Origin of the sequence: Streptomyces sp. SID14515 (genome assembly GCF_010548505.1) — a bacterium.
Lineage (GTDB): Bacteria > Actinomycetota > Actinomycetes > Streptomycetales > Streptomycetaceae > Streptomyces > Streptomyces caviscabies.
This window is the reverse complement of the sequence record NZ_JAAGMH010000107.1, coordinates 104185-126740: the sequence shown is the minus strand read 5'-3', so window position 1 is coordinate 126740 and position 22556 is coordinate 104185. Positions and strand designations below refer to the sequence as shown.

General features: G+C 71.7%; 19 protein-coding genes. 14 read left to right on the top strand and 5 right to left on the bottom strand.

Annotation, left to right across the window (positions count from 1 at the left end):
- Positions 1–76 precede the first annotated feature (76 nt).
- Positions 77–1546, top strand: coding sequence for a ribosome biogenesis GTPase Der (der, locus tag G3I54_RS24725; RefSeq protein ID WP_164617161.1), 1470 nt, complete (start codon positions 77–79; stop codon positions 1544–1546).
- A gap of 100 nt (positions 1547–1646) precedes the next feature.
- Here der and G3I54_RS24720 read toward each other — a convergent pair whose 3' ends face one another.
- Positions 1647–2009 carry a hypothetical protein gene (locus G3I54_RS24720; protein WP_164617159.1) on the bottom strand — a complete coding sequence of 121 codons (363 nt, stop codon included), beginning with the start codon at positions 2007–2009 and terminating at the stop codon, positions 1647–1649.
- Between the two features lie 137 nt (positions 2010–2146).
- Positions 2147–2929, bottom strand: coding sequence for a hypothetical protein (locus G3I54_RS24715; protein ID WP_030085794.1), 783 nt, complete (start codon positions 2927–2929; stop codon positions 2147–2149).
- 544 nt (positions 2930–3473) lie between these two features.
- Here G3I54_RS24715 and G3I54_RS24710 point away from each other — a divergent pair.
- The 3 genes from G3I54_RS24710 (at position 3474) to G3I54_RS24700 (ending at position 6364) form a co-directional block, all read left to right on the top strand.
- Positions 3474–4757, top strand: a complete 1284-nt coding sequence (locus G3I54_RS24710; protein ID WP_164617157.1) for a glycosyltransferase family 4 protein — start codon at positions 3474–3476, stop codon at positions 4755–4757.
- Between the two features lie 79 nt (positions 4758–4836).
- Positions 4837–5802, top strand: a complete 966-nt coding sequence (locus tag G3I54_RS24705; RefSeq protein WP_164617155.1) for a YafY family protein — start codon at positions 4837–4839, stop codon at positions 5800–5802.
- A gap of 346 nt (positions 5803–6148) precedes the next feature.
- A complete protein-coding gene (locus tag G3I54_RS24700) occupies positions 6149–6364 on the top strand; it encodes an I78 family peptidase inhibitor (protein ID WP_164617153.1) in 216 nt (71 codons plus the stop codon).
- Between the two features lie 115 nt (positions 6365–6479).
- Here G3I54_RS24700 and G3I54_RS24695 read toward each other — a convergent pair whose 3' ends face one another.
- On the bottom strand, positions 6480–7496 hold the full coding sequence (locus G3I54_RS24695; RefSeq protein ID WP_164617151.1) for a phosphatase PAP2 family protein: 1017 nt from the start codon (positions 7494–7496) through the stop codon (positions 6480–6482).
- 497 nt (positions 7497–7993) lie between these two features.
- On the opposite strand from G3I54_RS24695, the gene G3I54_RS24690 reads away from it, so the two are divergent.
- Together G3I54_RS24690 and G3I54_RS24685 are read left to right on the top strand one after the other, a co-directional pair.
- Complete coding sequence (locus G3I54_RS24690; protein ID WP_164617148.1) at positions 7994–9721, top strand: MFS transporter; 1728 nt, start codon at positions 7994–7996, stop codon at positions 9719–9721.
- A gap of 102 nt (positions 9722–9823) precedes the next feature.
- Positions 9824–11044, top strand: a complete 1221-nt coding sequence (locus G3I54_RS24685; RefSeq protein ID WP_164617146.1) for an acyl-CoA dehydrogenase family protein — start codon at positions 9824–9826, stop codon at positions 11042–11044.
- A 67-nt stretch (positions 11045–11111) separates the two neighbouring features.
- Here the strand turns inward: G3I54_RS24685 and sepF are convergent, their stop codons facing one another.
- Positions 11112–11558 (bottom strand): cell division protein SepF, encoded by a 447-nt coding sequence (gene sepF, locus G3I54_RS24680; protein WP_164617144.1) that lies wholly within the window; start codon positions 11556–11558, stop codon positions 11112–11114.
- A 309-nt stretch (positions 11559–11867) separates the two neighbouring features.
- On the opposite strand from sepF, the gene G3I54_RS24675 reads away from it, so the two are divergent.
- Positions 11868–13100, top strand: a complete 1233-nt coding sequence (locus tag G3I54_RS24675) for a DUF5685 family protein (RefSeq protein WP_164617142.1) — start codon at positions 11868–11870, stop codon at positions 13098–13100.
- Between the two features lie 60 nt (positions 13101–13160).
- Here the strand turns inward: G3I54_RS24675 and G3I54_RS24670 are convergent, their stop codons facing one another.
- A complete protein-coding gene (locus G3I54_RS24670; RefSeq protein ID WP_164617139.1) occupies positions 13161–14099 on the bottom strand; it encodes an ABC transporter substrate-binding protein in 939 nt (312 codons plus the stop codon).
- Positions 14100–14575: 476 nt separating this feature from the next.
- Here G3I54_RS24670 and G3I54_RS24665 point away from each other — a divergent pair, with 476 nt between their 5' ends.
- The 7 genes from G3I54_RS24665 to G3I54_RS24635 all read left to right on the top strand — a co-directional run bounded on the left by G3I54_RS24665 (position 14576) and on the right by G3I54_RS24635 (position 22553).
- Complete coding sequence (locus G3I54_RS24665; RefSeq protein ID WP_164617138.1) at positions 14576–15463, top strand: amino acid ABC transporter permease; 888 nt, start codon at positions 14576–14578, stop codon at positions 15461–15463.
- Positions 15460–17301: an FAD/NAD(P)-binding protein gene (locus G3I54_RS24660; RefSeq protein WP_164617136.1), complete on the top strand. Its 1842-nt coding sequence runs from the start codon at positions 15460–15462 to the stop codon at positions 17299–17301. Before G3I54_RS24665 ends, G3I54_RS24660 begins: the two co-directional genes overlap by 4 nt.
- A 57-nt stretch (positions 17302–17358) precedes the next feature.
- A complete protein-coding gene (locus G3I54_RS24655; protein ID WP_164617134.1) occupies positions 17359–18294 on the top strand; it encodes an amino acid ABC transporter permease in 936 nt (311 codons plus the stop codon).
- Positions 18295–18311: 17 nt separating this feature from the next.
- Entirely contained in the window at positions 18312–19064 is a 753-nt protein-coding gene (locus G3I54_RS24650; protein ID WP_164617205.1) for an amino acid ABC transporter ATP-binding protein, read from the top strand.
- Between the two features lie 39 nt (positions 19065–19103).
- On the top strand, positions 19104–20075 hold the full coding sequence (locus tag G3I54_RS24645; RefSeq protein ID WP_164617132.1) for an ABC transporter substrate-binding protein: 972 nt from the start codon (positions 19104–19106) through the stop codon (positions 20073–20075).
- 106 nt (positions 20076–20181) lie between these two features.
- Positions 20182–21258, top strand: a complete 1077-nt coding sequence (locus G3I54_RS24640) for an LLM class flavin-dependent oxidoreductase (protein ID WP_164617130.1) — start codon at positions 20182–20184, stop codon at positions 21256–21258.
- Positions 21259–21272: 14 nt separating this feature from the next.
- A complete protein-coding gene (locus tag G3I54_RS24635; protein ID WP_164617203.1) occupies positions 21273–22553 on the top strand; it encodes an NtaA/DmoA family FMN-dependent monooxygenase in 1281 nt (426 codons plus the stop codon).
- Positions 22554–22556 lie beyond the last annotated feature (3 nt).

The window sequence follows — 22556 nt, the reverse complement described above, 5'->3', positions numbered from 1 at the left end:
GCCAGACTTGAGTACTTGAGTAGTGGGCCGCGCTGATCGCGGCCCATCGATGATGATGCAAAGAGGAACGGACTTCATGAACGACCAGATTCACTCCGACGGCTCGGGCCACGAGCACGGAGAACTTGGCGATGCCGAGTACGCGGAGTTCATGGAGCTCGCCGCGCAGGAAGGCTTCGACCCCGAGGAGGTCGAGGGCGCCCTCGGCGAGGCCGGTCACGGCCCGCTCCCCGTGCTCGCCGTGGTCGGCCGCCCCAATGTCGGCAAGTCGACCCTGGTGAACCGGATCATCGGCCGCCGTGAGGCCGTCGTGCAGGACAAGCCCGGCGTCACCCGCGACCGCGTCAGCTACGAGGCCGAGTGGGCCGGACGCCGCTTCAAGGTCGTCGACACCGGCGGCTGGGAGCAGGACGTGCTGGGCCTCGACGCCTCCGTCGCCGCTCAGGCCGAGTACGCCATCGAGACGGCCGACGCGGTCGTTTTCGTCGTCGACTCGACCGTCGGCGCCACCGACACCGACGAGGCCGTCGTCAAGCTGCTGCGCCGGGCCGGCAAGCCCGTCGTCCTGTGCGCCAACAAGGTCGACGGCCAGAGCGGCGAGGCGGACGCCACCGCCCTGTGGTCGCTGGGCCTCGGCGAGCCCTACCCGGTCTCCTCGCTGCACGGCCGCGGCACCGGCGACATGCTGGACGCGGTCCTGGAAGCCCTGCCGGACGCCCCGGCCCAGAAGTTCGGCACCGCGCTCGGCGGCCCCCGCCGGATCGCCCTGATCGGCCGCCCGAACGTCGGCAAGTCCTCCCTGCTGAACAAGGTCGCGGGCGAGGACCGGGTCGTCGTCAACGAGCAGGCCGGCACCACCCGCGACCCGGTCGACGAGCTGATCAAGCTCGGCGGCATCACCTGGAAGTTCATCGACACGGCCGGCATCCGCCGCCGCGTCCACCTCCAGGAGGGCGCGGACTACTACGCCTCGCTCCGTACGGCCGCCGCCGTGGAGAAGGCCGAGGTCGCCGTCGTCCTGATCGACTCCAGCGAGTCCATCAGCGTCCAGGACCAGCGCATCATCACCATGGCCGTGGAGGCCGGGCGCGCCCTCGTCATCGCGTTCAACAAGTGGGACACCCTCGACGAGGAGCGCCGCTACTACCTGGAGCGCGAGATCGAGACGGAGCTCGCGCAGATCTCCTGGGCCCCGCGCGTCAACGTCTCGGCCCTCACCGGCCGGCACATGGAGAAGCTGGTTCCGGCGATCGAGACCGCGATCGAGGGCTGGGAGACCCGCGTTCCCACCGGCCGGCTCAACGCCTTCCTCGGTGAGATCGTCGCCTCCCACCCGCACCCGATCCGCGGCGGCAAGCAGCCGCGCATCCTCTTCGGCACGCAGGCGGGCACCAAGCCCCCGCGCTTCGTGCTTTTCGCCTCCGGCTTCCTGGAGCACGGCTACCGCCGCTTCGTCGAGCGCCGGCTGCGCGAGGAGTTCGGCTTCGAGGGCACCCCGATCCACATCTCGGTCCGGGTCCGCGAGAAGCGCGGCCGCAACAAGTAGCACCCGGCGCACACCGCACGACGAAGCCCCGGACGCTCTCGCGAGAGCGTCCGGGGCTTCGTCGTGCGGCCTGAGCCGTGCGGCCCTTGTCCGTCCGGCCTCAGGAGTCGCGTGACCCCGGCGGCAGCGCCGCGGGCCGGGGCCGCCCGGCGTGCCGCCCCACCCGCTGCCAGGCGCCGAGCGTCCCGGTGTGCTGGCTCTGGCCGCCGCCGCTGCTGCCGCCGCTCTGGCCGTTGTGTCCGCCGTGCCCGCCGTGGCCGTTTCCGTGCCCGGAGGCGGTGGGGTGACCGCTCAACGGAGTCCTGGAGGCGAAGAGACCGGCGCCGAAGGCCGGGAAGCCGAGATTCTCCTCGCCGCTGCGGTCGCCCGGCAACGCCCGGAACGAGCGCCGGTACTCGGAGTACAGCGCGTCGTAGATCGGGGTGGGGGACACGCCCCCCGACGGATCCTGCGAAGGGCGCATGGCAGGGATCTGACTCTGATGCTGGCGGGAGGAGTCGTATGAGTGCACGTAGGTGCCAACGACCTCACCGCCCGTCGGATGCGGCCCCGCCGGAGAAATCGCTGTTCGGCGGGGGTGCCCGAGCTGGGCGGACATGATCAGGTCCCGGCCAGCGGCATCGACGCGGCGACCAGGAGCCCGTTGACCGCGGCCTTCTCCAGGGCGTCCCGGAGCAGGTCCTCGCGCGGCTGCTGGCCGATGGTGCCGGCCGGGGCGGCGAAGACGAGGACCGTCTGCGACTTGTTGACCGCGGCCCGCCAGCCGTCGGTCACCTGGAGCGGCTGGTGCGCCTGCCACCAGGCGACCGGGTTGCCGCCGCCGGCGCTCGGCTGGAGCACGGCGTGCAGCTGGCCCACCGCCAGCAGCACGGACCAGCCCGGAAGGACCTCCGGCAGCCGGTTCATGTCGGGGGCGGGGCGGAAGCCCTGCTCCAGCAGCAGCTGGAGGAACTCGTCGCCCCCGCTGCCGTCGGTACCGGGCCGGGCGACCGGGCCGGTCGGTTCGACGACCAGGGCCGGGCGGAGATCGTCCTCGATGAGGACGAGTCCGCTGGTGATGCCGAGGACGGCCTGTTCGGGCATGAGCCCCTCCGTATTCGTCTGCTCGCTGCCGGTGATGCTGCGCACCGCGCCCTGGAGCTGGTCCTCCGCGACCTTGACGACCTGCGAGGGGATGCACGTCGCGTGGGCGAACGCGAGGACGGCGGTCTCGTCGCCGATGAACAGCACCGTGCTGGTGCGTTCCTGGTCGGAGTCGCCGGGGGTGCGGCAGGAGGTGCAGTCGTAACTGCCCGGGGCGTTGTCGCCGACGAGCAGCCGGTCGGCTTCGTCGTCGCCGATCTCGGCGCGTACGTCCTGGCTGACGTCGAGCATGCGCGGCACGGGGGCTCCTCGAACTCGGTGCGTGGGCCGGGTGGTTCCCGGCTCATGAAGAGACAACGCGGGATCCGTGGCCGGGGTCACGCACCGGGGCGTACGGAAGTGGGGAACAGGTCGACACATCGGTACATCGAGGAGTCGACCCACGGGCGGCCGCACAGCTCGTCCCACGGTTCGTCGCACGGCTCGTCGTGCAGTCCGGCACACGGCCCGTCGCACCCGTCCGGAATCTTTTACCCGGACGCAGGCAACCTACCGGCATTGACCCACGTCAAGCTCGAAGGAAAGCGTTGGCCAACGGATGGCGGGCAGGCGATCGGTGTAACCGCACCGGTGGCCCGCAGGCGCGGTCCCGTGACTTCCGGGCCTGCGGCCATCCGGATCAACAGATTCCGGAACCCGCAGGTCAGTGGTGGTCCCGGCGGCGGAACGGGGATCTCGTGCGCGATTTTCCAGACGCTCCGGGATTCCCGGTGTATTCCGGACGGAAATGCGCCCGGAAGTACAGTCTTGACAGGTCGGATCGACAGGGGGAAACAGCTACACCATGCATATTTCTTTTCTTCTGCACAATGCCTACGGAATCGGAGGAACGATCCGGACGACGTTCACACTCGCCCGTACGCTCGCCGAGCAGCACGACGTCGAGATCGTGTCCGTCTTCCGGCACCGTGACGCCCCCGTCCTCGGCGCGCCCGAGGGCGTGACGATGCGCCACCTCGTCGATCTGCGGAAGAAGAGCGCGACGTACGACGGCGACGACGCCGAACACGCCCGGCCCGCCGTGGTGTTCCCGCGCGGGGACAGCAGGCACAAGCAGTACAGCAGGCTCACCGACGCCCGCATCGCCGCCCATCTCCAGGGAATCGAGGCCGACGTCGTCGTCGGCACCCGCCCCGGGCTCAACGTGCACCTCAGCCGGCAGACCCGTCGCGGACCGGTGCGCGTCGGGCAGGAGCATCTGACGCTGGACAGCCACAGCTACCGGCTGCGCCGCGAGATCGCCCACCGGTACACGCTGCTCGACGCGCTGACCACCGTCACCCGCGCCGACGCGGACGACTACCGCAGCAGGCTGAAGCTGCCGGGCCTGCGGATCGAGACCATCCCCAACGCCGTGCCCGAGCCCGCCTGCCCGCCCGCGGGCGGCGACCTGAAGTGGGTCGTCGCGGCCGGCCGGCTGCATCGGGTCAAGCGCTACGACCTCCTGGTGCGGGCCTTCGCCCAGGTCTCCGCGGCCCGCCCGGACTGGCGGCTGCGCATCTACGGCGGCGGGGACGCGACCGGCAACGAACAGGCGTCGCTGCGCACCCTCATCGACGAACTCGGCCTGCACAGCCAGGTGTTCCTGATGGGCTCGGTCAACCCGATGGAGGCCGAGTGGCCCAAGGGGTCGATCGCCGCCGTCACTTCGGACCGCGAGTCCTTCGGCATGACGATCGTCGAGGCGATGCGCGGCGGTCTGCCGGTCGTCGCCACCGACTGCCCGCACGGACCGGCCGAGATCATCGAGGACGGGGTCGACGGGCGTCTGGTGCCGGTCGGCGACCCGGACGCGATCGCCGCCGCGTTGCTCCAGCTGATCGAGGACGACGAACTGCGCCACCGGATGGGCGGGGCCGCGCTGAGCGCCTCGGCCCGCTTCGACCCGGCGCGGATCGCCGAGCGCCACGAGAGCCTGTACACGGAACTCGTCGCCCGCGGTGCCCAGGGGCGCGGACACGGCGCCCTGAGCACCGCGCTGCACCGCACCCGGGGCAGCGTCCTCGACGGGGCCTACGCCCTGCGCTACAGGGCTGCCGACGTGCTCCGCAGAGGAAAGTCCGCATGACGGCCCCACGGCCGTAGCCGGAGGACAGCAAGCGGACAGCGGACAGGATCTGTCCGCTGCTCCTGGCAGACTCGCCCGCATGTTGGAGCCCTCCGCACGACTGCTGCGCCTGCTCTCACTCCTCCAGGCCCACCGGGACTGGTCCGGCGCCGACCTCGCCGACCGGCTCGGCGTCACCCCGCGCACCGTGCGCCGGGACGTCGACAAGCTGCGCGAACTGGGCTACCCGGTGAACGCCAGCCGCGGCACCGGCGGCGGCTACCAGCTCGGGGCGGGCGCCGAACTGCCGCCGCTGCTGCTGGACGACGAGGAGGCCGTCTCGGTCGCCGTCGGTCTGCGCACGGCGGCCGGACACGGCGTCGAGGGCATCGGCGAGAGCTCCGTGCGCGTGCTGGCCAAGCTCGAACAGGTGTTGCCGAACCGGCTGCGCCGCCGGGTGGGCGCGCTCGGCGCGTTCACCGTGCCGATGCTGCACGGCCCGGAGGCCTCCGCGGTCGACCCCGGTGTGCTCACCGAGCTGGCCGGGGCCTGCCGGGACGCCGAGCGGCTGCGGTTCGCCTACCGGACCCATGGCGGGGAGCTCTCGCGCCGTACGGTCGAACCGCACCGGCTCGTCTGCACCGAGCGCCGCTGGTACCTCGTGGCCTGGGACCTGGAGCGGGCGGACTGGCGCACCTTCCGGGTGGACCGGATCACCCCGACCCCGCCGCACGGCCCCCGCTTCAGCCCCCGCACCCCGCCCGCGGAGGATCTGGCGGCGTACGTCTCCCGGGGCGTCGCGGTCTCGGCGTACGCGGCCCGGGCCGTGATCCTGCTGAAGGCTCCGCTGGCGGAGGCCGCCCGGCGGGTGTCGCCGTCCGCCGGGGTGCTGGAGGCCGTGGACGAGGACACCTGCCGGCTGACCGCGGGGGCGTCGGACCTCACCGTGCTGGTGATCCATGTGCTGATGATGGGCATCGATTTCGAGGTCGTCGAGCCTCCCGCCCTCACCGAGGTGATGCGGGACGCGCGGGACCGGCTCACCCGCGCGCTCGACGGACCGTGAGACTCCGGGCGGGGTGAGGGAAACGTGCGGAAAGGAAAGCCCGGTTTACGCGGGCGGGAAATTCCGGTGCCCCGGCCATTTGGGTGACGTTCCCCCGGGATGGGAAAAGAAGCAGGTCACCCCCATGATTCCGGAACGCTGCCGACACCCCCTTGCCGCCGGTGAAGAGAGGTTCTCGTTAATGCGCGCCGATGCTTCCGGCCGGTCCGTTCGAGTGAATCGAACCGCGTATACGCGTGTGGGGATCCTGTGACACAAGCGTGACCGCCATGGCATGTGGAGATGCAGGGGGACGCCCTTGCGGCCCGGCCTTCCGTCACGGTCCGGGGCCGCCTACGGTGAAGGCATGGCATCTCTACCGACCCCTCCAGCACAGCCGGACGACGCCGCCGATTCGTACGTCGGCCTCGCCGCCGACGCCGCCGAGCGGCAGGCCAGGAGCCGAGGCTGGGACACGGTCCGGGCCGTTCCTCCGGGCACGTTCCTCACCATGGAGTTCCGTCACGGCCGCATCAACTTCCAGGTCGAGGGCGGCACCGTGACGCGCTGCTGGGTGGGCTGACCCGCCGCGCCGCGTCCGGGCCCCGACGGCCGAAGGCCCCGACCGCGGTCGGGGCCTTCGGCGTACGGAGCGAGGTGGTGCGTGCCGTCCCTGAGGTCTCGGGGGAGCGGTGGGGTCAGCCGCCGGACATCGGGCGGGCCGGGCTGCCGGTGCCGCGCGGGCCGCGTTCCGTGTGCGGCGGCGGACGGCGGACGCCCGCCGGGGCGACCGGCATACCGCCCGGACGCGCGGGGTGCCCGGTGTGTGCCCGGGCCCTGGAGCCCGCCGGATGCCCGGCGGGAAGCACCGGTTCGGCCGGGGCGGTCACGGCCTCGGCGGTGAGACCGTCGGTGGCCATCGACTGCGGCAGCAGCACCGGCTGCGGCCCGGCATCGGCCACGGGCGTCGGACGGACGCCGCCGCGACGCTCCCGCCACCGCTCGCGCATCGCGAAGATCCAGGCCTCGGTCCGGGCGATCAGCGGCTCGAACCAGGGCAGCGCCAGCAGGATGAGCAGACCGGCCGCCCAGCCCAGGACGACATCGCTGAGCCAGTGCGTACCGATGTACACGGTGGTGAGGCCGACGCCCAGCGAGACCGTCGCGGACACCGCCGACAGATAGCGCCTGGCCCGCGGCGTGGTGGCCAGATAGGCGAGGATTCCCCAGGTCACGACGGCGTTCGCGGTGTGCCCGGAAGGAAATATATCGCCGCCGGCGAACATCTCGGCCGAGCCGATCTGCGTCGCGTAGTGCGGGCCGAGCCGCCCCAGCCCCAGCTTGACCGCGCCCACCGTCACATTGAGCAGCAGCAGGGACGTGCCGAGGACCAGCAGCGGCCGCAGCGTGTGCTGACGCCAGGAGCGCCAGCCCAGCCAGCAGGCGACCATCACCGCCGTGGGGCCGCGCTGGCCCAGCACGACGTAGTAGTCCAGGAAGGCGTGGAGCTCGGGCCACTGCTGGTAGGGCCGGAACAGCATGACCTTCCAGTCCAGGGCGACCAGCCAGGACGTGATCAGCACCGCCCAGACGATGGCGAGATAGAACGCCAACGTCCCGCCGAAGAGGGCGATGCGGTGACGGCTCATCCGCGGTGCCTCTATCTTCGGCGGTTCCGGCTCCCGGTCCAGCCGGGCAAAGATGTCGGTACGCACCCAATCGACGTTACAGCGAGTGAGTGTGCGAGCAGGCCAATCCGGGCTCTTTGTGATGACGATGTGATGTGGACTTTGTCTCGGAACGGCGTCTTTTCCGGGCGCGGAGAAGAATCTCCGTGATCTTGCGGCCAATAGCCCGCCGGTTCCGTTCGTAAGCGTGTTTGATCTCTCGGAAAAAGAGTCGCACCAAAATCCGCGGCAATTGATCCCGCCATTCGGGGGAGGCGCACGCCGTCGCCGCACGCCCCGCCCCACCCGTCAGGACCCCGCCCCCGCAGGGCTCCGGGCCCCTCGGGCGGGAGCCCCCCGACCCGGCCCGGAATGGCGTACGCCACACTGTGCGGCGGACCGCGGTATGACCTGCACCACGTGTGACCACACCGAACTCGCGTACGCTGACGGCTCACTCGCCCGTCGATGCCGGGCCCGAGGGACGCGCACCCCACGTCACCGTCGGTCCGCCGAGCGCGAGGGACTCATCGGGAGGTACGTAGATGTCCGGGACGACCACGGCCGGGGTCCGGCTGCGCAAAGCCGCCGACGACGCCAACCGCTGGGTCGTCCTCGTGGTCCTCTGCCTCAGTCTCCTGGTCGTCGCACTGGACGCGACCGTGCTCCATGTCGCCGTTCCGTCCCTCACCGAGGACCTGCGCCCGAGCGGCACGGCCCTCCTGTGGATCGTCGACGCCTACCCCCTCGTCTGCGCCTCGCTGCTCATCCTCTTCGGCACGCTGGGTGACCGGATCGGCAGACGGCGCGTGCTGCTCCTCGGCTACGCGCTGTTCGGCGTCGCCTCCGCGCTCGCCGCCACGGCCGACACCCCCGCCGTCCTGATAGCGGCCCGCGCCCTCCTCGGCGTCGGCGGCGCGATGATCATGCCCGCCACGCTGTCGATCCTGCGCCAGGTCTTCCCCGACCGCCGGGAGCGGGCGCTCGCCATCGGCGTGTGGACCGCGGTCGCCGCGGTCGGCGCCGCCACCGGACCGGTCGTCGGCGGCTTCCTCGTCGAGCACTTCTGGTGGGGCTCGGTCTTCCTGATCAACATCCCGCTGATGGCCGTGATCCTTCCGCTGGGCCGCTGGCTGCTGCCCGAGTCGCGCGGCGGCGACGACGGCCCGTGGGACGTGCTGGGCGCGCTGACGGCCGCGGCGGGCGTGCTCGGCGTCGTCCTCGGCGTCAAGCGCCTGGGCGGCGGCGCGGGGCTCCTGGACCCGGTCTCGCTGGGCCCGCTGGCCCTCGGACTCGCGCTGCTGATCCTCTTCGTACGCCGCCAGAAGCGCCGCAGGCATCCGCTGATCGACATCTCGATGTTCGCCCGCCCGGCGTTCTCCACCGCCGTCGGCTGCATCGTGCTCGCCATGCTGGCGCTGGTCGGCCTCCAGCTGATCGCCGTCCAGTACCTCCAGCTGGTGCTGGGGCTCAGCCCGCTGGAGACCGGGCTGCGGCTGCTGCCGCTGACCTTCGCGGCGATGGCCGCGGGCGCCACCGGCTCGTACACCCTGCGCCGCATCGGCCCCCGCCGCATGGTCGGCTGGGGCTTCGTCCTCACCGCGTCCTCGGTGCTGCTGCTCACCTCGATGGGCCAGCACGACCGGCCCGCGCTGCTGACCTGCGCCTTCGTCCTGCTCGGCTTCGGACTGCAGACCACGCTCTTCGGGGCGTACGAGTCGATGCTCAGCGACGCCCCGCCGGAGCGGGCGGGCGGCGCGGCGGCGATAGGAGAGACCTCCTACCAGCTCGGCGCGGGCCTCGGCATCGCCCTGCTCGGCAGCGTCATGAACGCCGCCTACGCCCCCGGCCTCGCCTCCCTGCACCAGAAGGGCGTCCCCGCCCGCGCCGGTGCGGAGGCCTCCCACTCGCTGGGCGAGGCCTACCAGGTGGCCGCGCAGCTCGGCGGCCCGATGGGCGACCTGCTGCGCTCCACGGCCCGGCACGCCTTCATCGGCGGACTCCACATCACCCTCTTCGTCAGCGCGGGGCTGCTGCTGCTCGGGGCGCTGGCCGCGCTGCGGCTGCCGAAGGTCATGGACTGCCCGCCGAAGGAGCCCTGCCGCCGGGCCGAGCCGGATGCCTTCGGGCCCCGGGCGAAGGCCGAGGCCCCCGGCCCGCGGGCCGCCGAAGCCGTCCGTCCGGCCGGCCGGGACCGCCCGGCCCCGCGCCCGATGCTGCCCGCGCGCCGCGAACCGGCCGAGGCGACCGGCTCTGGACGAGCGGCACACTGAGCCGTAACGTCAGCACGACGCCCTGACTACCACTGCTAGTTTTCGGAGGGTGGGCGTCTCCCGGTCCCTCCGAGCACCGTGCGAGCCGCCGGAGGCACCCTCATGTCCAGCACCGAGTCCGCGAAGCCGTCGAAGCTCCCGCCGTTCGACGCCTCGGATCCCCTCGGCATCGACGACCTGCTCGGCGCGGACGACCTCGCGATCCGCGACACCGTCCGCACCTGGGCCACCGACCGCGTCCTGCCGCACATCGCCGAGTGGTACGAGAAGGGCGAGCTGCCCGGAATCCGCGAGCTGGCCCGCGAGCTCGGCGCCCTGGGCGCGCTCGGCATGTCGCTCGACGGGTACGGCTGCGCCGGGGCCAGCGCAGTCCAGTACGGACTGGCCTGCCTGGAGCTGGAGGCCGCCGACTCCGGGATCCGCTCGCTCGTCTCCGTACAGGGCTCGCTCGCCATGTACGCGATCCACCGCTTCGGCTCCGAGGAGCAGAAGCAGCGGTGGCTGCCCGGCATGGCGGCGGGCGAGATCATCGGCTGCTTCGGCCTGACCGAGCCCGACCACGGCTCCGACCCGGCCGGGATGCGGACGTACGCCAAGCGCGACGGCGAGGACTGGATCCTCACCGGCCGCAAGATGTGGATCACCAACGGCTCGGTCGCCGGGGTCGCGGTCGTCTGGGCGCAGACCGACGAGGGCGAGGACGGCCGCGGCATCCGCGGCTTCGTCGTCCCGACCGACACCCCCGGCTTCTCGGCGCCCGAGATCCACCACAAGTGGTCGCTGCGCGCCTCGGTCACCAGCGAGCTGGTGATGGACGAGGTGCGGCTGCCGGCCGACGCGGTGCTGCCGGACGCGAAGGGGCTGCGCGGCCCGCTCAGCTGTCTGAGCCACGCGCGCTACGGCATCGTCTGGGGCGCCATGGGCGCGGCGCGGGCCAGCTTCGAGTCGGCCCTCGACTACGCGAGGAGCCGGGAGCAGTTCGGCCGGCCGATCGGCGGCTTCCAGCTCACCCAGGCCAAGCTGGCGGACATGGCCCTGGAGCTGCACAAGGGCATCCTGCTCGCCCACCACCTGGGCCGCCGGATGGACGCGGGCAGGCTCCGACCGGAGCAGGTCAGTTTCGGCAAGCTGAACAATGTGCGGGAGGCGATCGAGATCTGCCGCACCTCGCGCACGATCCTCGGGGCCAACGGGATCTCGCTGGAGTACCCGGTGATGCGGCACGCCACGAACCTGGAATCGGTGCTCACCTACGAGGGCACCGTGGAGATGCACCAGCTGGTACTGGGCAAGGCGCTCACCGGTCTCGACGCCTTCCGGTGATCACGACGCGTCCGAAGGGACGTGTCGACCGGAGGCGCTGACCGGATCTTTCCGGCGAGCGCCCTGCTCAGCTCTGGTTGAAGAAGCCGTCGGCCTTGCGGCCGGCGGCTTCGCCCGCCACCACCTGGGTGTCGGCGGGGGACAGCAGGAAGACCCGGGTGGCCACCCGGTCGATCGAGCCGCGCAGGCCGAAGATCAGCCCGGCGGCGAAGTCCACCACGCGCTTGGCGTCGGCGGGGTCCATGGCCGTGAGGTTGACGATCACCGGGACGCCGTCCCGGAAGAGCTCGCCGATGGCCCGGGCGTCCCGGAAGCTGTCCGGGGTCACCGTCGCGATCCGGCGGTCCTGCTCCTCGGCCGCCTCCGCGGCCACCTGCACCCGCGGGTCGGTGGTCCAGGCCGCCTGGTGGCCCGTGCCGGTCTCCGCACCCTCGTTGTACTCGTCGTCGTAGTACCGCTCGTCGTTGTCCTCCACGAGGCCCAGCCAGGCACTCGCCTTGCGCACCGATCCCATGGACGCCTCCTCTCACCGCGGTTCTGTGGCGTTCCGCATCTCTTTCGTATCCCTATGGTCGTCCATGATGCGGATAGCGCGCCAAGTAGATAGTCGGCTCGCAGGCGATTCGTGACGCTACTGGTGCAGAGGATGTGGCGATTCGTCAGGGTTCGTCCCGCATAAGGGGGGTTGCGAAAAGAAAATATGATGCGTCGAGCCGTACGGGTGATCCTGCCGACGTACGGGTGAACGGATGGCTCGATACGATGCACGACGCCTCGGTGCGCGAGCGTCGCGCACCGGCTGAACGGCTCCCGGGGGATCGTCGTGTTCGGAATCGTCAGGCCCTGCACCCACCGCCTCTCCGAAGGCCTCCGAGTCGAGTGGATGGCCCATCTCTGCGGTCTCTGCCTGGCCCTGAGGGCGGATCACGGACAGTTCGCCCGGATCGTCACGAACTATGACGGCCTGATCGTCTCTGTCCTGACGGAGGCTCAGGCGGGCCGCACGCCCGAGGGCCGCCGCACCGCGGGCCCCTGCCCGCTGCGCGCCATGCGCACCGCGCCGGTCGCCAAGGGCGAGGGCGCCAGGCTCGCCGCCGCCGTCTCGCTCGTCCTCGCCTCGGCCAAGGTCCGCGACCACGTCGCCGACCGGGACGGGCTGTTGGCCCGCCGCCCGGTCGCCGCCGCCGCACGCCGGGTCGCCGCCGGATGGGACCGGGCGGGCGCGCGGACCGGGGCGGCCCTCGGCTTCGACACCGCGCTCCTGGTCGACGCGGTCGACCGGCAGACCGGAATCGAGACGCTCGCCGGGCTCGGCACCCCGCTGCTGACGGTCACCGAACCCACCGAGACCGCCACCGCGGCCGCCTTCGCGCACACCGCCGTGCTCGCCGGGAAGCCGCGGAACGCCGCACCGCTCGCGGAGGCCGGGCGGCTCTTCGGGCGGCTCGCGCATCTGCTGGACGCCGTGGAGGACCGGGAGGCCGACGCCGCGTCGGGCGCCTGGAACCCGCTCACCGCCACCGGCACCCCGCTCTCCGAGGCGCGCCGGCTCTGCGACGACGCGCTGCACGGCGTACGGCTCGCCCTGCGCGAGGTGGAGTTCACCGACGGCAAGCTCGTCCACGTCCTGCTCGCCCATGAGCTGCGGCGCTCGGTCGACCGGGCGTTCGGCACCTCCTCCTGCTCGCACCAGCGGGGCCAGGAGCACCAAGGGCAGGGGCTGCTGGTGCCCGACAGCTCCTTCGGGCCGCCGCCGGGGAACCCGTACGGTCCGACGCCCGGCCATCCGTACGGCCCGCCGCCCGGCGGCCCGGCCGCCCCGCCCCCGCCGCGCCCGCCCCGCGACCGGCGTGGACTGATCGCCGGCTGCCTGGTGTGGGCCGGGCTCGCCTGCACCTGCCAGATGTGCTGCGGGAGCTTCGAGGACCCCTGGACCAGGGAGCCGCGGCAGGCGCCGTGCCAGAACTGCGGCGACTGCTGCGAGGCGTGCGGTTGCTGCGGCGACTGCGGCGAGGGCTGCTGCTGTTGCGGGGAGTCCTGCGGCTGCGACTGCTGAGGCGCGCCGGGCTGACGTCGGCTGCCGGGCTGACGTCGGCTCACCTCACCTCGCCTCAGCTCACTTCAGCTCGGGCGGCGAGATCTCGGATGCCTCGATCCCGGACTCGGTGGTGCCCCACTTCTTCAGGATGCGGTCGTAGGTCCCGTCCTCCTTGAGCCGGTTCACCGCGGCCTGGAAGGCGGGGGCCAGCGGGGTGCCCTTCTTGAAGGCGAAGCCCACGTCGAGCCGCTTGAACTCGTTGAGGAAGCGCAGCCCCTCCTGCTGGCTCACCGCGTAGCGCAGCCCGTTGATGGTGGACATCACCACATCGGCGCGGTTCTGCTGGAGCGAGATCCAGACGGCCGCCTGGTCGGAGTAGGTCTTGACCTTGTACGGCTTCTTGCCCGCCTCCGCGCACCGGGGCAGATTCTCCTGGAGCGTCACCTCGAAGGTGGTGCCCGCTCCGGTGGCCACGTCGAGGCCGCACAGCTGGGTGAGGTCGGTGACCTTCTTCAGCTCGCTGTCCTCGCGGACCGCGAAGCCCTGCCCGTCGTTGATGTACGTCACGAAGTCGATCGTCTTGCGGCGTACGTCGGTGACGCCGAAGTTCCCCGTGCCCAGGTCGTATTTGCCGCTGCCGAGCGCCGGCAGGATCGCCTCGAAGGACGCCACCTCGCGCTTCAGCTTCAGCCCGAGCACCCGGGCCGCCGCGTCCGCGAAGTCGATGTCCGCGCCGGCCAGCGTGGAGCCGTCCTCCTCGTAGAAGGCCCCGGGCGGGGCGCCGACGGAAGAGGCGATCCGCAGTGTCCCCGCCTCACGGACCCCGGCCGGCAGCAGCTTCGCCGCGGCCTCGTCCTTCTGCACCTTCGAGACCACGTCCGTCGTCGGGGTCTTTCCCTTGGCGGCGCCCTTGTCGGATCCGCCGCCCGCCGCGTCGGTCGGCTCGGCGCAGGCGGTGAGCGTCAGTGCGGCCACGGTGATCAGAGCGAACAGGGCGGTATGTCGGGATCGGGACATGGCTGTGCTTCTCCGGGTTCGTCAGGGTAGGCCGACCGCCTCCGGGTCACGGCGGCGCGGGGCCACGGCGGCACGGAGGGGCGGCGGGAAAGTTCAGCGGTGCGAGGGGAGGGCGAAGCGGTGTGGTGAAGGTGAAGTCACGCGAGGAACGGGGCTCGAACGCCGAGAGGAGCGGCGTGAGCAGGAAGAACCGGACAGCAGAGGGTCAGCTCAACAGGAAGAGGACCACACGCGACCGAAGTCGATGTGGGAGCGGGTGACCAGCCACTGCTGCGGATGCATGGGCCAAGTGGAACAGGCATCCGAGTGCACGTCAACCAAGGTGAGATGTACGGCTCACAGTGTGGACAGGCTTGACAACGCCCGGTGTACGCCGCTTATCTCGAAGGCGGACCGGCGCTGAGGGGCCCGGTCCGTGTGGTTTTCGGTGTGAAGGTACGCCCCGTGTTCGATCTGAGCATCCACGGAGCCTCCGCATGCCCCCGCAGACCGTCTCGCTGCCCCCTTCTTCTCCATCCTCTTCCCCCACCTCTTCGTCGACGCTCGCCAAGGACGCTGCCGACGTCGTGCCGCGCATCGTCCCCGTACGCCGAACAGGCCGCTGGGCAGCGGCAGTTGTCGTCCTCGTGCTGCTTGCGCTGGCGCTGAACTCCGTCATCCGCAACGACGCCTTCCAGTGGGACGTCGTGCTCTCCTACTTCGCCACCGTCCCCGTCCTGCGCGGACTCTGGCTCACGCTCTGGCTCACCGCGGTGGTCATGGTGCTCGGCTTCGCGCTGGGCGCACTCCTCGCCGTCCTGCGGCTCTCCGGCAACCCCGTGCTCCAGGCGGTCAGTTGGGGTTACGTCTGGCTCTTCCGGTCCACGCCGATCCTGGTCCAGCTGCTGTTCTGGTTCAACATCGGCGCCCTGTATCCGCAGATCCTCGGCGTCTCCACGGTCAGCCTCCTCGGCCCGGTCACCATCGCCGTCATCGGGCTGACGCTGCACGAGGCCGCGTACGCCGCCGAAGTCGTGCGCGGCGGGATCCTCTCCGTCGAGCGTGGACAGGTGGAGGCCGCCCAGTCCCTGGGCCTCGGACCCTGGCGGCGGTTCCGGCGCATCGTGCTGCCGCAGGCGATGCGCTCCATCGTGCCGCCGGCCGGGAACATGCTGATCGGCACGCTCAAGGGCACCTCCATCGTCAGCATCATCGCCGTGCAGGACCTGCTGTACTCCGTCCAGCTCGTCTACCACCGCACCTACCAGGTCATCCCGCTGCTGCTCGTCGCCACCGTCTGGTACGCGCTCGTCACCACCCTGCTGAGCATCGGCCAGCGCTATGTGGAGCGGTACTACGCCCGTGGCTCGGCGGGTGCGCGATGAGCTCCGCCCCCAGCGTCGTAGTGATCGGCGGCGGCCCCCGCGGCACCGGCGTCATCGAGCGCATCGCCGCCAACGCCGGTGAGCTGTACGGGGATCAGCGCCTGGACATCCATCTGGTCGACCCCCACCCGGCGGGCGGCGGACGGATCTGGCGCCCCGACCAGTCGCCGCTGCTGTGGATGAACTCCATGGCCGAGGACGTCACCATGTTCACCGACGAGACGGTGGAACTGGCCGGACCCGTCGTGACCGGCCCGGCCCTGGACGCCTGGGCCGAGGACGTCCGCGCGGGCCGCGTCGTGCCGGACGCGGACCCCGCCGTGCTGGCCGAGATACAGGGCCTCGCCGGAGCGGACTTCCCCACCCGCCGCCTCCAGAGCGCCTATCTGCGCTGGACCTACGACCGCGCCCTGGCCGCCCTGCCGCCCGGCATCACCGTGCACGAGCACCGCACCACCGCCCTCGCCGTCACCGGCGCGCGCGGCGGCCGCCAGCGCGTCCGGCTCCAGGACCGCGCCGAACCTCTGCTCGCCGATCTCGTCGTGCTGACCGTGGGCCATCTGGACGCCGAGAAGGAGCCCGAGCAGGAGGAGCTCGGGGCCTTCGCCCGGCGGCACGATCTGGTGCACCTGCCGCCCGACTTCACCGCTGACAGCGACCTGGCGGCCCTGCGCCCCGGGGAGCCGGTCATCGTCCGGGGCTTCGGGCTCGCCTTCATCGATCTGATGGTGCTGCTCACCGAAGGGCGTGGCGGACGCCACGAGGACGGGGTCTACCTGCCGTCGGGCCGCGAACCCGTGCTGTACGTCGGATCGCGGCGCGGCGTCCCGTACCACGCGAAGATCGGCTACGGCTGGACCGGCGAACGCCCGCCGCTGCCGAAGTACGTGGACCAGGCGTGGACCGAGGAGCTGCTGGGCCGGCCCGGGCCGCTCGACTTCCGGCGCGATGTCTGGCCGGCGGTCGCGAAGGAGCTGGGCCACGCCCACTACCACCGGCTGTTCACCGCCCACCCCGAGCGCACCGCCCTGGCCCACGAGGTCTTCGCCGAGAAGTACGCCGCCGCCGACCCGGGCAGCGCCGAGCTGGCCGGGATCGTCGCCGAGGCCGTGCCCGACCCCGCCGACCGGCTCGACCTCGACGCCCTCGACCGGCCCCTCGACGGGGTCCGCCTCGACTCGCCCGAGGCCCTCCAGGAAGCCTTGCGCGACTACATCACCGCCGACCTGACCCGCCGTCATGACCCGGCGCACAGCGAGGATCTCGCGGTCTTCCTCGGGCTGCTCTCCGCCTACGCCCAGCTCGTCCGGCTCGGCGACATCGGCGGCTGGTGGCACGGGTTCTTCAGCTATCTGGCCTCCGGCCCGCCCGGACCCCGCCTCCAGCAGCTCCTGGCCCTCTCCCGGGTCGGCGTCGTCCGCTTCCTCGGCGCGGACCTCACCGTGGAGACCGACGAGGAGCACGGCGTCTTCCGGGCCACCAGCGCCACCGTCCCCGGCGCGTACACCGAGGCCCGCGCCTTGGTCGAGGCCCGCCTCCCCGACCCCTCGCTCCGGCACACCGCGAGCCCGCTGCTGCGCGCCCTGCGCGACGACGGGGCCGCCGTCACCGACACCGGCCTGCTCTCCGTGGACCCGGCCGACAGCCGGGTGCTGGACCGCGAGGGCCGCCCGCACCCGCGCCGCTTCGCGCTGGGCCCGTTCACCACCGCCCGCAGCAGCGGCGCTTTTACCCGGCCCCGGACCGGCGGGCCCGCCTTCCGGCAGAACGACGCGGTCGCGCGCGCCGCGCTCACCTTCCTGCGCGACCTCTCCTGTCGGGGCCGGCTCGCCTCCTGACCTGCCGCCCGCCTCTTTCCCGTACCACCGCCGCCTGAGCGCCCAAGGACTCCACTCATGTCGCTGACCAGCGATCCACCCATCGACCCATCCACCGAACCCGATCCGCCCGCCGATCCGCCCGCCGAACCGACCGCGGTGAAGGCGGCCGGGCCCGGCGCGGACCCCGAAGCGCTGACCGTCGTGCCCGTACGCCACCCCTGGCGGTGGGTCGCCATCGTCGCGACGGCCGTCCTGCTGGCGCAGTTCCTCAACGGGCTGATCACCAACCCCGGTTGGGAATGGGACGTCTTCGCGCAGTTCTTCACCGCGCCGACCATCCTCAAGGCCGTCTGGATCACGCTCCAACTGACCGTCTACGGAACGGCGATCGGCTTCGCGCTCGGTGTCGTCCTGGCCTTCATGCGGCTGTCGGCGAGCGTGTTCCTGAGGACGGTCGCGTACGGCTACATCTGGGCGTTCCGCTCGATCCCGCTCATCGTGCAGCTGCTGTTCTGGTTCAACCTCGCCTACCTCTACAAGGAGTTGCAGTTCGGCATCCCGTTCGGGCCGGGCTTCTTCTCCTTCGACACGATGAACCTCGTCGGGGCGACGAGCGCGGCCGTCCTCGGCCTCGCCCTGCACCAGGCGGCGTACGCGGCGGAGATCGTGCGCGGTGGCGTACTGGCCGTCGGCAGCGGCCAGTTGGAGGCGGCGGCCGCCCTCGGCATCCCCAAGTTCCGGCAGCTGCGGCGGATCGTCCTGCCGCAGGCGATGCGCTCCATCCTGCCCAACGCCGCCAACGAGATCATCTCGCTGTTCAAGGGCACCTCGATCGTCTCCGTCATGGCGATCGGCGAACTCTTCTACCAGGTGCAGGTGATCTACGGCCGCAACGGCCGGGTGGTGCCCCTGCTGATGGTCGCCACCGTCTGGTACATCCTGCTGACCACCGCGCTCTCCGTCCTCCAGTACTACGTCGAACGTCACTACGCCAAGGGGGCCGTGCGATGAGCGCACCCAGCGATGCCATGGTCGAGATCCGCTCCGTGCACAAGAAGTTCGGCTCCCTGGAGGTGCTGCGCGGCATCGACCTGTCGGTCCGGCCCGGCGAGGTGACCGTCATCCTCGGCCCCTCCGGCTCGGGCAAGTCCACCCTGCTGCGCACCATCAACCACCTGGAGAAGGTCGACCAGGGCTGGATCAGCGTGGACGGCACCCTGGTCGGCTACCGCCGGGACGGCGACAAGCTCTACGAGCTGCGCGAACGCGAGGTGCTGCGCCAGCGCACCAAGATCGGCTTCGTCTTCCAGAACTTCAACCTCTTCCCGCACCTCACCGTCGTGGAGAACATCATCGAGGCGCCGGTCTCGGCGCTGCGCCGCCCCCGCAAGGAGGCCGTCGCGGCGGCCGAGAAGCTGCTCGAACGGGTCGGCCTCTCCGACAAAGCGGCCGCCTACCCCGGACAGCTCTCCGGCGGCCAGCAGCAGCGCGTCGCCATCGCCCGCGCCCTGGCCCTCGAACCGCGCCTGCTGCTCTTCGACGAGCCGACCTCCGCGCTCGACCCCGAACTCGTCGGCGAGGTCCTCGACGTCATCAAGGACCTGGCCCACGGCGGCACCACGATGATCGTCGTCACCCACGAGATCGGCTTCGCCCGCGAGGTCGCCGACACCGTCGTCTTCATGGACGAGGGCCGCATCGTCGAGCAGGGCCCGCCCGCCGACGTACTCGACAACCCCACCCAGGAACGCACCCGCGCGTTCCTCTCCAAGGTCCTCTGACCCGCCCGCATCTTCCCGACCCTCGCAAGGAGTACGTACGTGTCCGTCCGCCGCAGCATCACCCTCGCCCTCGCCACGCTCACCGCCACCGGTCTGCTCACCGCCTGCGGCTCCGACCCCTCCAGCGACCTGGCCGCCCCCAAGGGCCACAAGGACACCGGGGTCAACATCGGACCCGACCAGGACCGCATCAGAGGCAAGAAAGTCGCGGCCGCCGCCGACCTCGTACCGGAGGCGATCCGCAAGCGCGGCACGCTGAAGATCGGGGCCAGCGCGGACGCCTCGCCGCCGCTCGGCTTCTACGCCACCGACGACAAGACCCGGATCGGCTCCGAGATCGACATCGCCACGCTCGTCGCCGACACCCTGGGCCTGAAGCCGCAGTTCGAGGAGGTCTCCTGGGAGAACCTCTTCGTCGGCCTGGACAGCGCCAAGTTCGACGCCGTCCTGTCCAACGTCACCGTGACCGAGGAGCGCAAGGAGAAGTACGACTTCGCCACCTACCGGCTCGACAACATCGCCTTCGAGGCCAAGAAGGGCTCCGGCTGGAAGGTGAAGGAGCCGGCCGACGTGGCGGGCAAGACGATCTCGGTCTCCTCCGGCACCAACCAGGAGAAGATCCTCGTCGAGTGGAGCGAGGAGAACGTCAAGGCCGGGCGCGAGCCGGTGGAGATCAAGTACTTCCAGAAGGACACCGACTACTACCTGGCCCTCCAGTCCGGCCGCATCGACGCCCACCTCGGCCCGAGCCCCACCGCCGCCTACCACGTCGCCACGGCGGGCCAGTCCGAAATCGTCGGCCAGCTCTCCGGCGCCGGCGGCGACCTCCAGGGCAAGATCGCCGCCACCACGAAGAAGGACAGCGGCCTGGTCGAGGCGTACGCCGCCGCGATCAACCACATCGTGCAGGACGGCTCGTACGGCAAGGTCCTGGAGCGCTGGGGGCTCAGCGGCGAGGCCGTGGAGAAGTCGGAGATCAACCCGCCCGGCCTGCCCAAGACCAAGAGCTGACCCCGGGGCCGCCGGGCCCGCCTCCCGGCCGCGCGTCCCGTCCGGCGCGCGGCCGGGAAGCGGACCGGAGGCCCCCGACCGACCGTCGACCCGAGAGGTCCCCGTTATGTCCGCCCGTACATCCCTCCACCTGGCCGCCGAGATCGGCGGCCCGCCGCACTACGACGCCGGGCACTACCTCCGGCTGGCCAAGCTCGCCGAGGACGGCGCGCTCGACTACGTCACCCTCGGCGACTCGTTCGCCCGCCCCGGGCTCGACGCGCTCGCCGTCCTCGCCCGCGTCGCGCCCGCCACCGACCGCATCGGCCTCGTCCCGACCGTCACCACCACCCACACCGAGCCCTTCCACGTCTCCTCGGCCGTCGCCACCCTGGACTGGGTGAGCCGGGGCCGCGCCGGCTGGAGCGCGGACGTCTCCACCACCGAGGCGGAGGCCCGGCTCTTCGGCAGACGCTCCGCCGCGCCGCCCGCCGCGCTGTGGCAGGAGGCCGGGGAAGTGGCCGACGTCTCCGGGCGGCTCTGGGACAGCTGGGAGGACGACGCCGAGATCCGCGACACCGCCACGGGCCGCTTCATCGACCGGGACAAGCTGCACTACGTCGACTTCGAGGGCTCCACCTTCACGGTCAAGGGCCCGGCCATCGTGCCGCGCCCGCCGCAGGGCCGCCCGGTCACCGTCATCGACGCCACCACAGGACCGGCCCGCGAAGCGGCCGCCCGGCACGCCGACGTCGTCCACATCCGGGCCACCACCCCCGAGCAGGCGGCCGCCGTCCGCGACGAGGTGCGCGCCAAGGCCGCCGCCCACGGGCGCGACCCCGAGGCGCTGCGGGTCCTGGTCGCGCTCACCGTCGACCTGGGCGACGTGGAGACCGCGCCGGAGCCCGGACTGGAGAGCGGACCGCAGCTGGCCGGGCGCGGCACCTACTTCCGGGGCGGCCCGGTCGATCTCGCCGACCTCATCGCCCAGTGGCACCGCTCCGGCGCGGCCGACGGCTTCCACCTCACGCCCATCACCCCCGAGCGCGACCTCGAAAGGATCGTCAACGGCACCGTGGCCCTCCTCCAGCACCGCAGCCTCTTCCGTACCTTCCACCCCGGCGGCACCCTGCGCGAACACCTGGGGCTCGTGCGCCCCGTCAGCCGGTACGCCGCCGCCAGGACCGCCGCGAAGGAGGCCTGACCGTGCCCCGTCCGATGCACCTCGCCGCCCATTTCCCCGGCGTCAACAACACCACCGTGTGGGCCGACCCGCGCTCCCGCAGCCAGATCGACTTCTCCTCCTTCGAGCACCTGGCCAGGACGGCGGAGCGCGGGAAGTTCGACTTCTTCTTCCTCGCCGAGGGGCTGCGGTTGCGCGAGCACAACGGCCGCGTCCACGACCTCGACGTGGTCGGCCGGCCCGAATCGCTGACCGTGCTGAACGCGCTGGCCGCCGTCACCGAACGGCTCGGCCTGGCCGCCACGGTCAACGCCACCTTCAACGAGCCCTACGAACTGGCCCGCCGGCTCGCCACCCTCGACCACCTCAGCGCCGGGCGCGCCGCCTGGAACGTGGTGACCTCTTCCGACGCCTTCACCGGGGAGAACTTCCGCCGGGGCGGCTATCTGGACCGGGGCGACCGCTACACCCGGGCCGCCGAGTTCGTCGCCACCGCCCGGGAGCTGTGGGACTCCTGGACGCCCGACGGCACATCGAGGCCCTTCACGCACGAGGGGCCGCAGTTCACGATCTCCGGTGAGTTCACCGTGCCGCGCTCGCCGCAGGGCCACCCGGTGGTCATCCAGGCCGGGGACTCCGACGAGGGCCGGGAGTTCGCCGCCTCGGCCGCCGACATCATCTTCACCCGGCACGGCACCCTGGACGCGGGCCGCACCTTCTACGCCGACGTCAAGGCGCGGCTCGCGGCGTACGGCAGGCAGCCCGAGGACCTCAAGATCATGCCCGGCGTCACCGTGGTGACCGGCGACACCGACGCCGAGGCCCAGGAGAACGCCGCCGAGATCCGCCGGCAGCAGGTCTCGCCGCAGAACGCGATCCTCACCGCCGAACAGATCTGGGGCACCGACCTCTCCGCGTACGACCCCGACGGGCCGCTCCCCGACATCGACCCCGTCCCCGACTCCGAGATCACCCAGGGCCGGGTCCGGCACGGCGACCCATTCGCCGTCGTCGCCCGCTGGCGCGCGCTCGCCGAGGCCAAGGGGCTGTCGCTGCGGCAGACCGTCATCGAGACGACCACCCGGCAGTCGTTCATCGGCTCGCCCGCCACGGTCGCCGCGGAGCTGACCGCGTTCGTCGACGAACGGGCCGCCGACGGCTTCATCCTCGTACCCCATCTCACTCCGGGCGGCCTGGACGACTTCGTCGACCGGGTCGTGCCGCTCCTCCAGGAGAGCGGAGCTTTTCGCTCCGAATACACCGGCTCCACGCTGCGGTCGCACCTCGGCCTGCCGGAGCCGGTATGGAAAGGTTGACCG

Excerpts from the sequence above, each read along its gene's own strand:
- der (WP_164617161.1), top strand. The coding sequence starts at position 77 with ATGAACGACCAGATTCACTCCGACGGCTCGGGCCACGAGCACGGAGAA.
- G3I54_RS24720 (WP_164617159.1), bottom strand. The coding sequence starts at position 2,009 with ATGCGCCCTTCGCAGGATCCGTCGGGGGGCGTGTCCCCCACCCCGATC.
- G3I54_RS24710 (WP_164617157.1), top strand. The coding sequence starts at position 3,474 with ATGCATATTTCTTTTCTTCTGCACAATGCCTACGGAATCGGAGGAACG.
- G3I54_RS24705 (WP_164617155.1), top strand. The coding sequence starts at position 4,837 with ATGTTGGAGCCCTCCGCACGACTGCTGCGCCTGCTCTCACTCCTCCAG.
- G3I54_RS24700 (WP_164617153.1), top strand. The coding sequence starts at position 6,149 with ATGGCATCTCTACCGACCCCTCCAGCACAGCCGGACGACGCCGCCGAT.
- G3I54_RS24690 (WP_164617148.1), top strand. The coding sequence starts at position 7,994 with ATGTCCGGGACGACCACGGCCGGGGTCCGGCTGCGCAAAGCCGCCGAC.
- G3I54_RS24685 (WP_164617146.1), top strand. The coding sequence starts at position 9,824 with ATGTCCAGCACCGAGTCCGCGAAGCCGTCGAAGCTCCCGCCGTTCGAC.
- sepF (WP_164617144.1), bottom strand. The coding sequence starts at position 11,558 with ATGGGATCGGTGCGCAAGGCGAGTGCCTGGCTGGGCCTCGTGGAGGAC.
- G3I54_RS24670 (WP_164617139.1), bottom strand. The coding sequence starts at position 14,099 with ATGTCCCGATCCCGACATACCGCCCTGTTCGCTCTGATCACCGTGGCC.
- G3I54_RS24665 (WP_164617138.1), top strand. The coding sequence starts at position 14,576 with ATGCCCCCGCAGACCGTCTCGCTGCCCCCTTCTTCTCCATCCTCTTCC.
- G3I54_RS24660 (WP_164617136.1), top strand. The coding sequence starts at position 15,460 with ATGAGCTCCGCCCCCAGCGTCGTAGTGATCGGCGGCGGCCCCCGCGGC.
- G3I54_RS24655 (WP_164617134.1), top strand. The coding sequence starts at position 17,359 with ATGTCGCTGACCAGCGATCCACCCATCGACCCATCCACCGAACCCGAT.
- G3I54_RS24650 (WP_164617205.1), top strand. The coding sequence starts at position 18,312 with ATGGTCGAGATCCGCTCCGTGCACAAGAAGTTCGGCTCCCTGGAGGTG.
- G3I54_RS24640 (WP_164617130.1), top strand. The coding sequence starts at position 20,182 with ATGTCCGCCCGTACATCCCTCCACCTGGCCGCCGAGATCGGCGGCCCG.
- G3I54_RS24635 (WP_164617203.1), top strand. The coding sequence starts at position 21,273 with ATGCACCTCGCCGCCCATTTCCCCGGCGTCAACAACACCACCGTGTGG.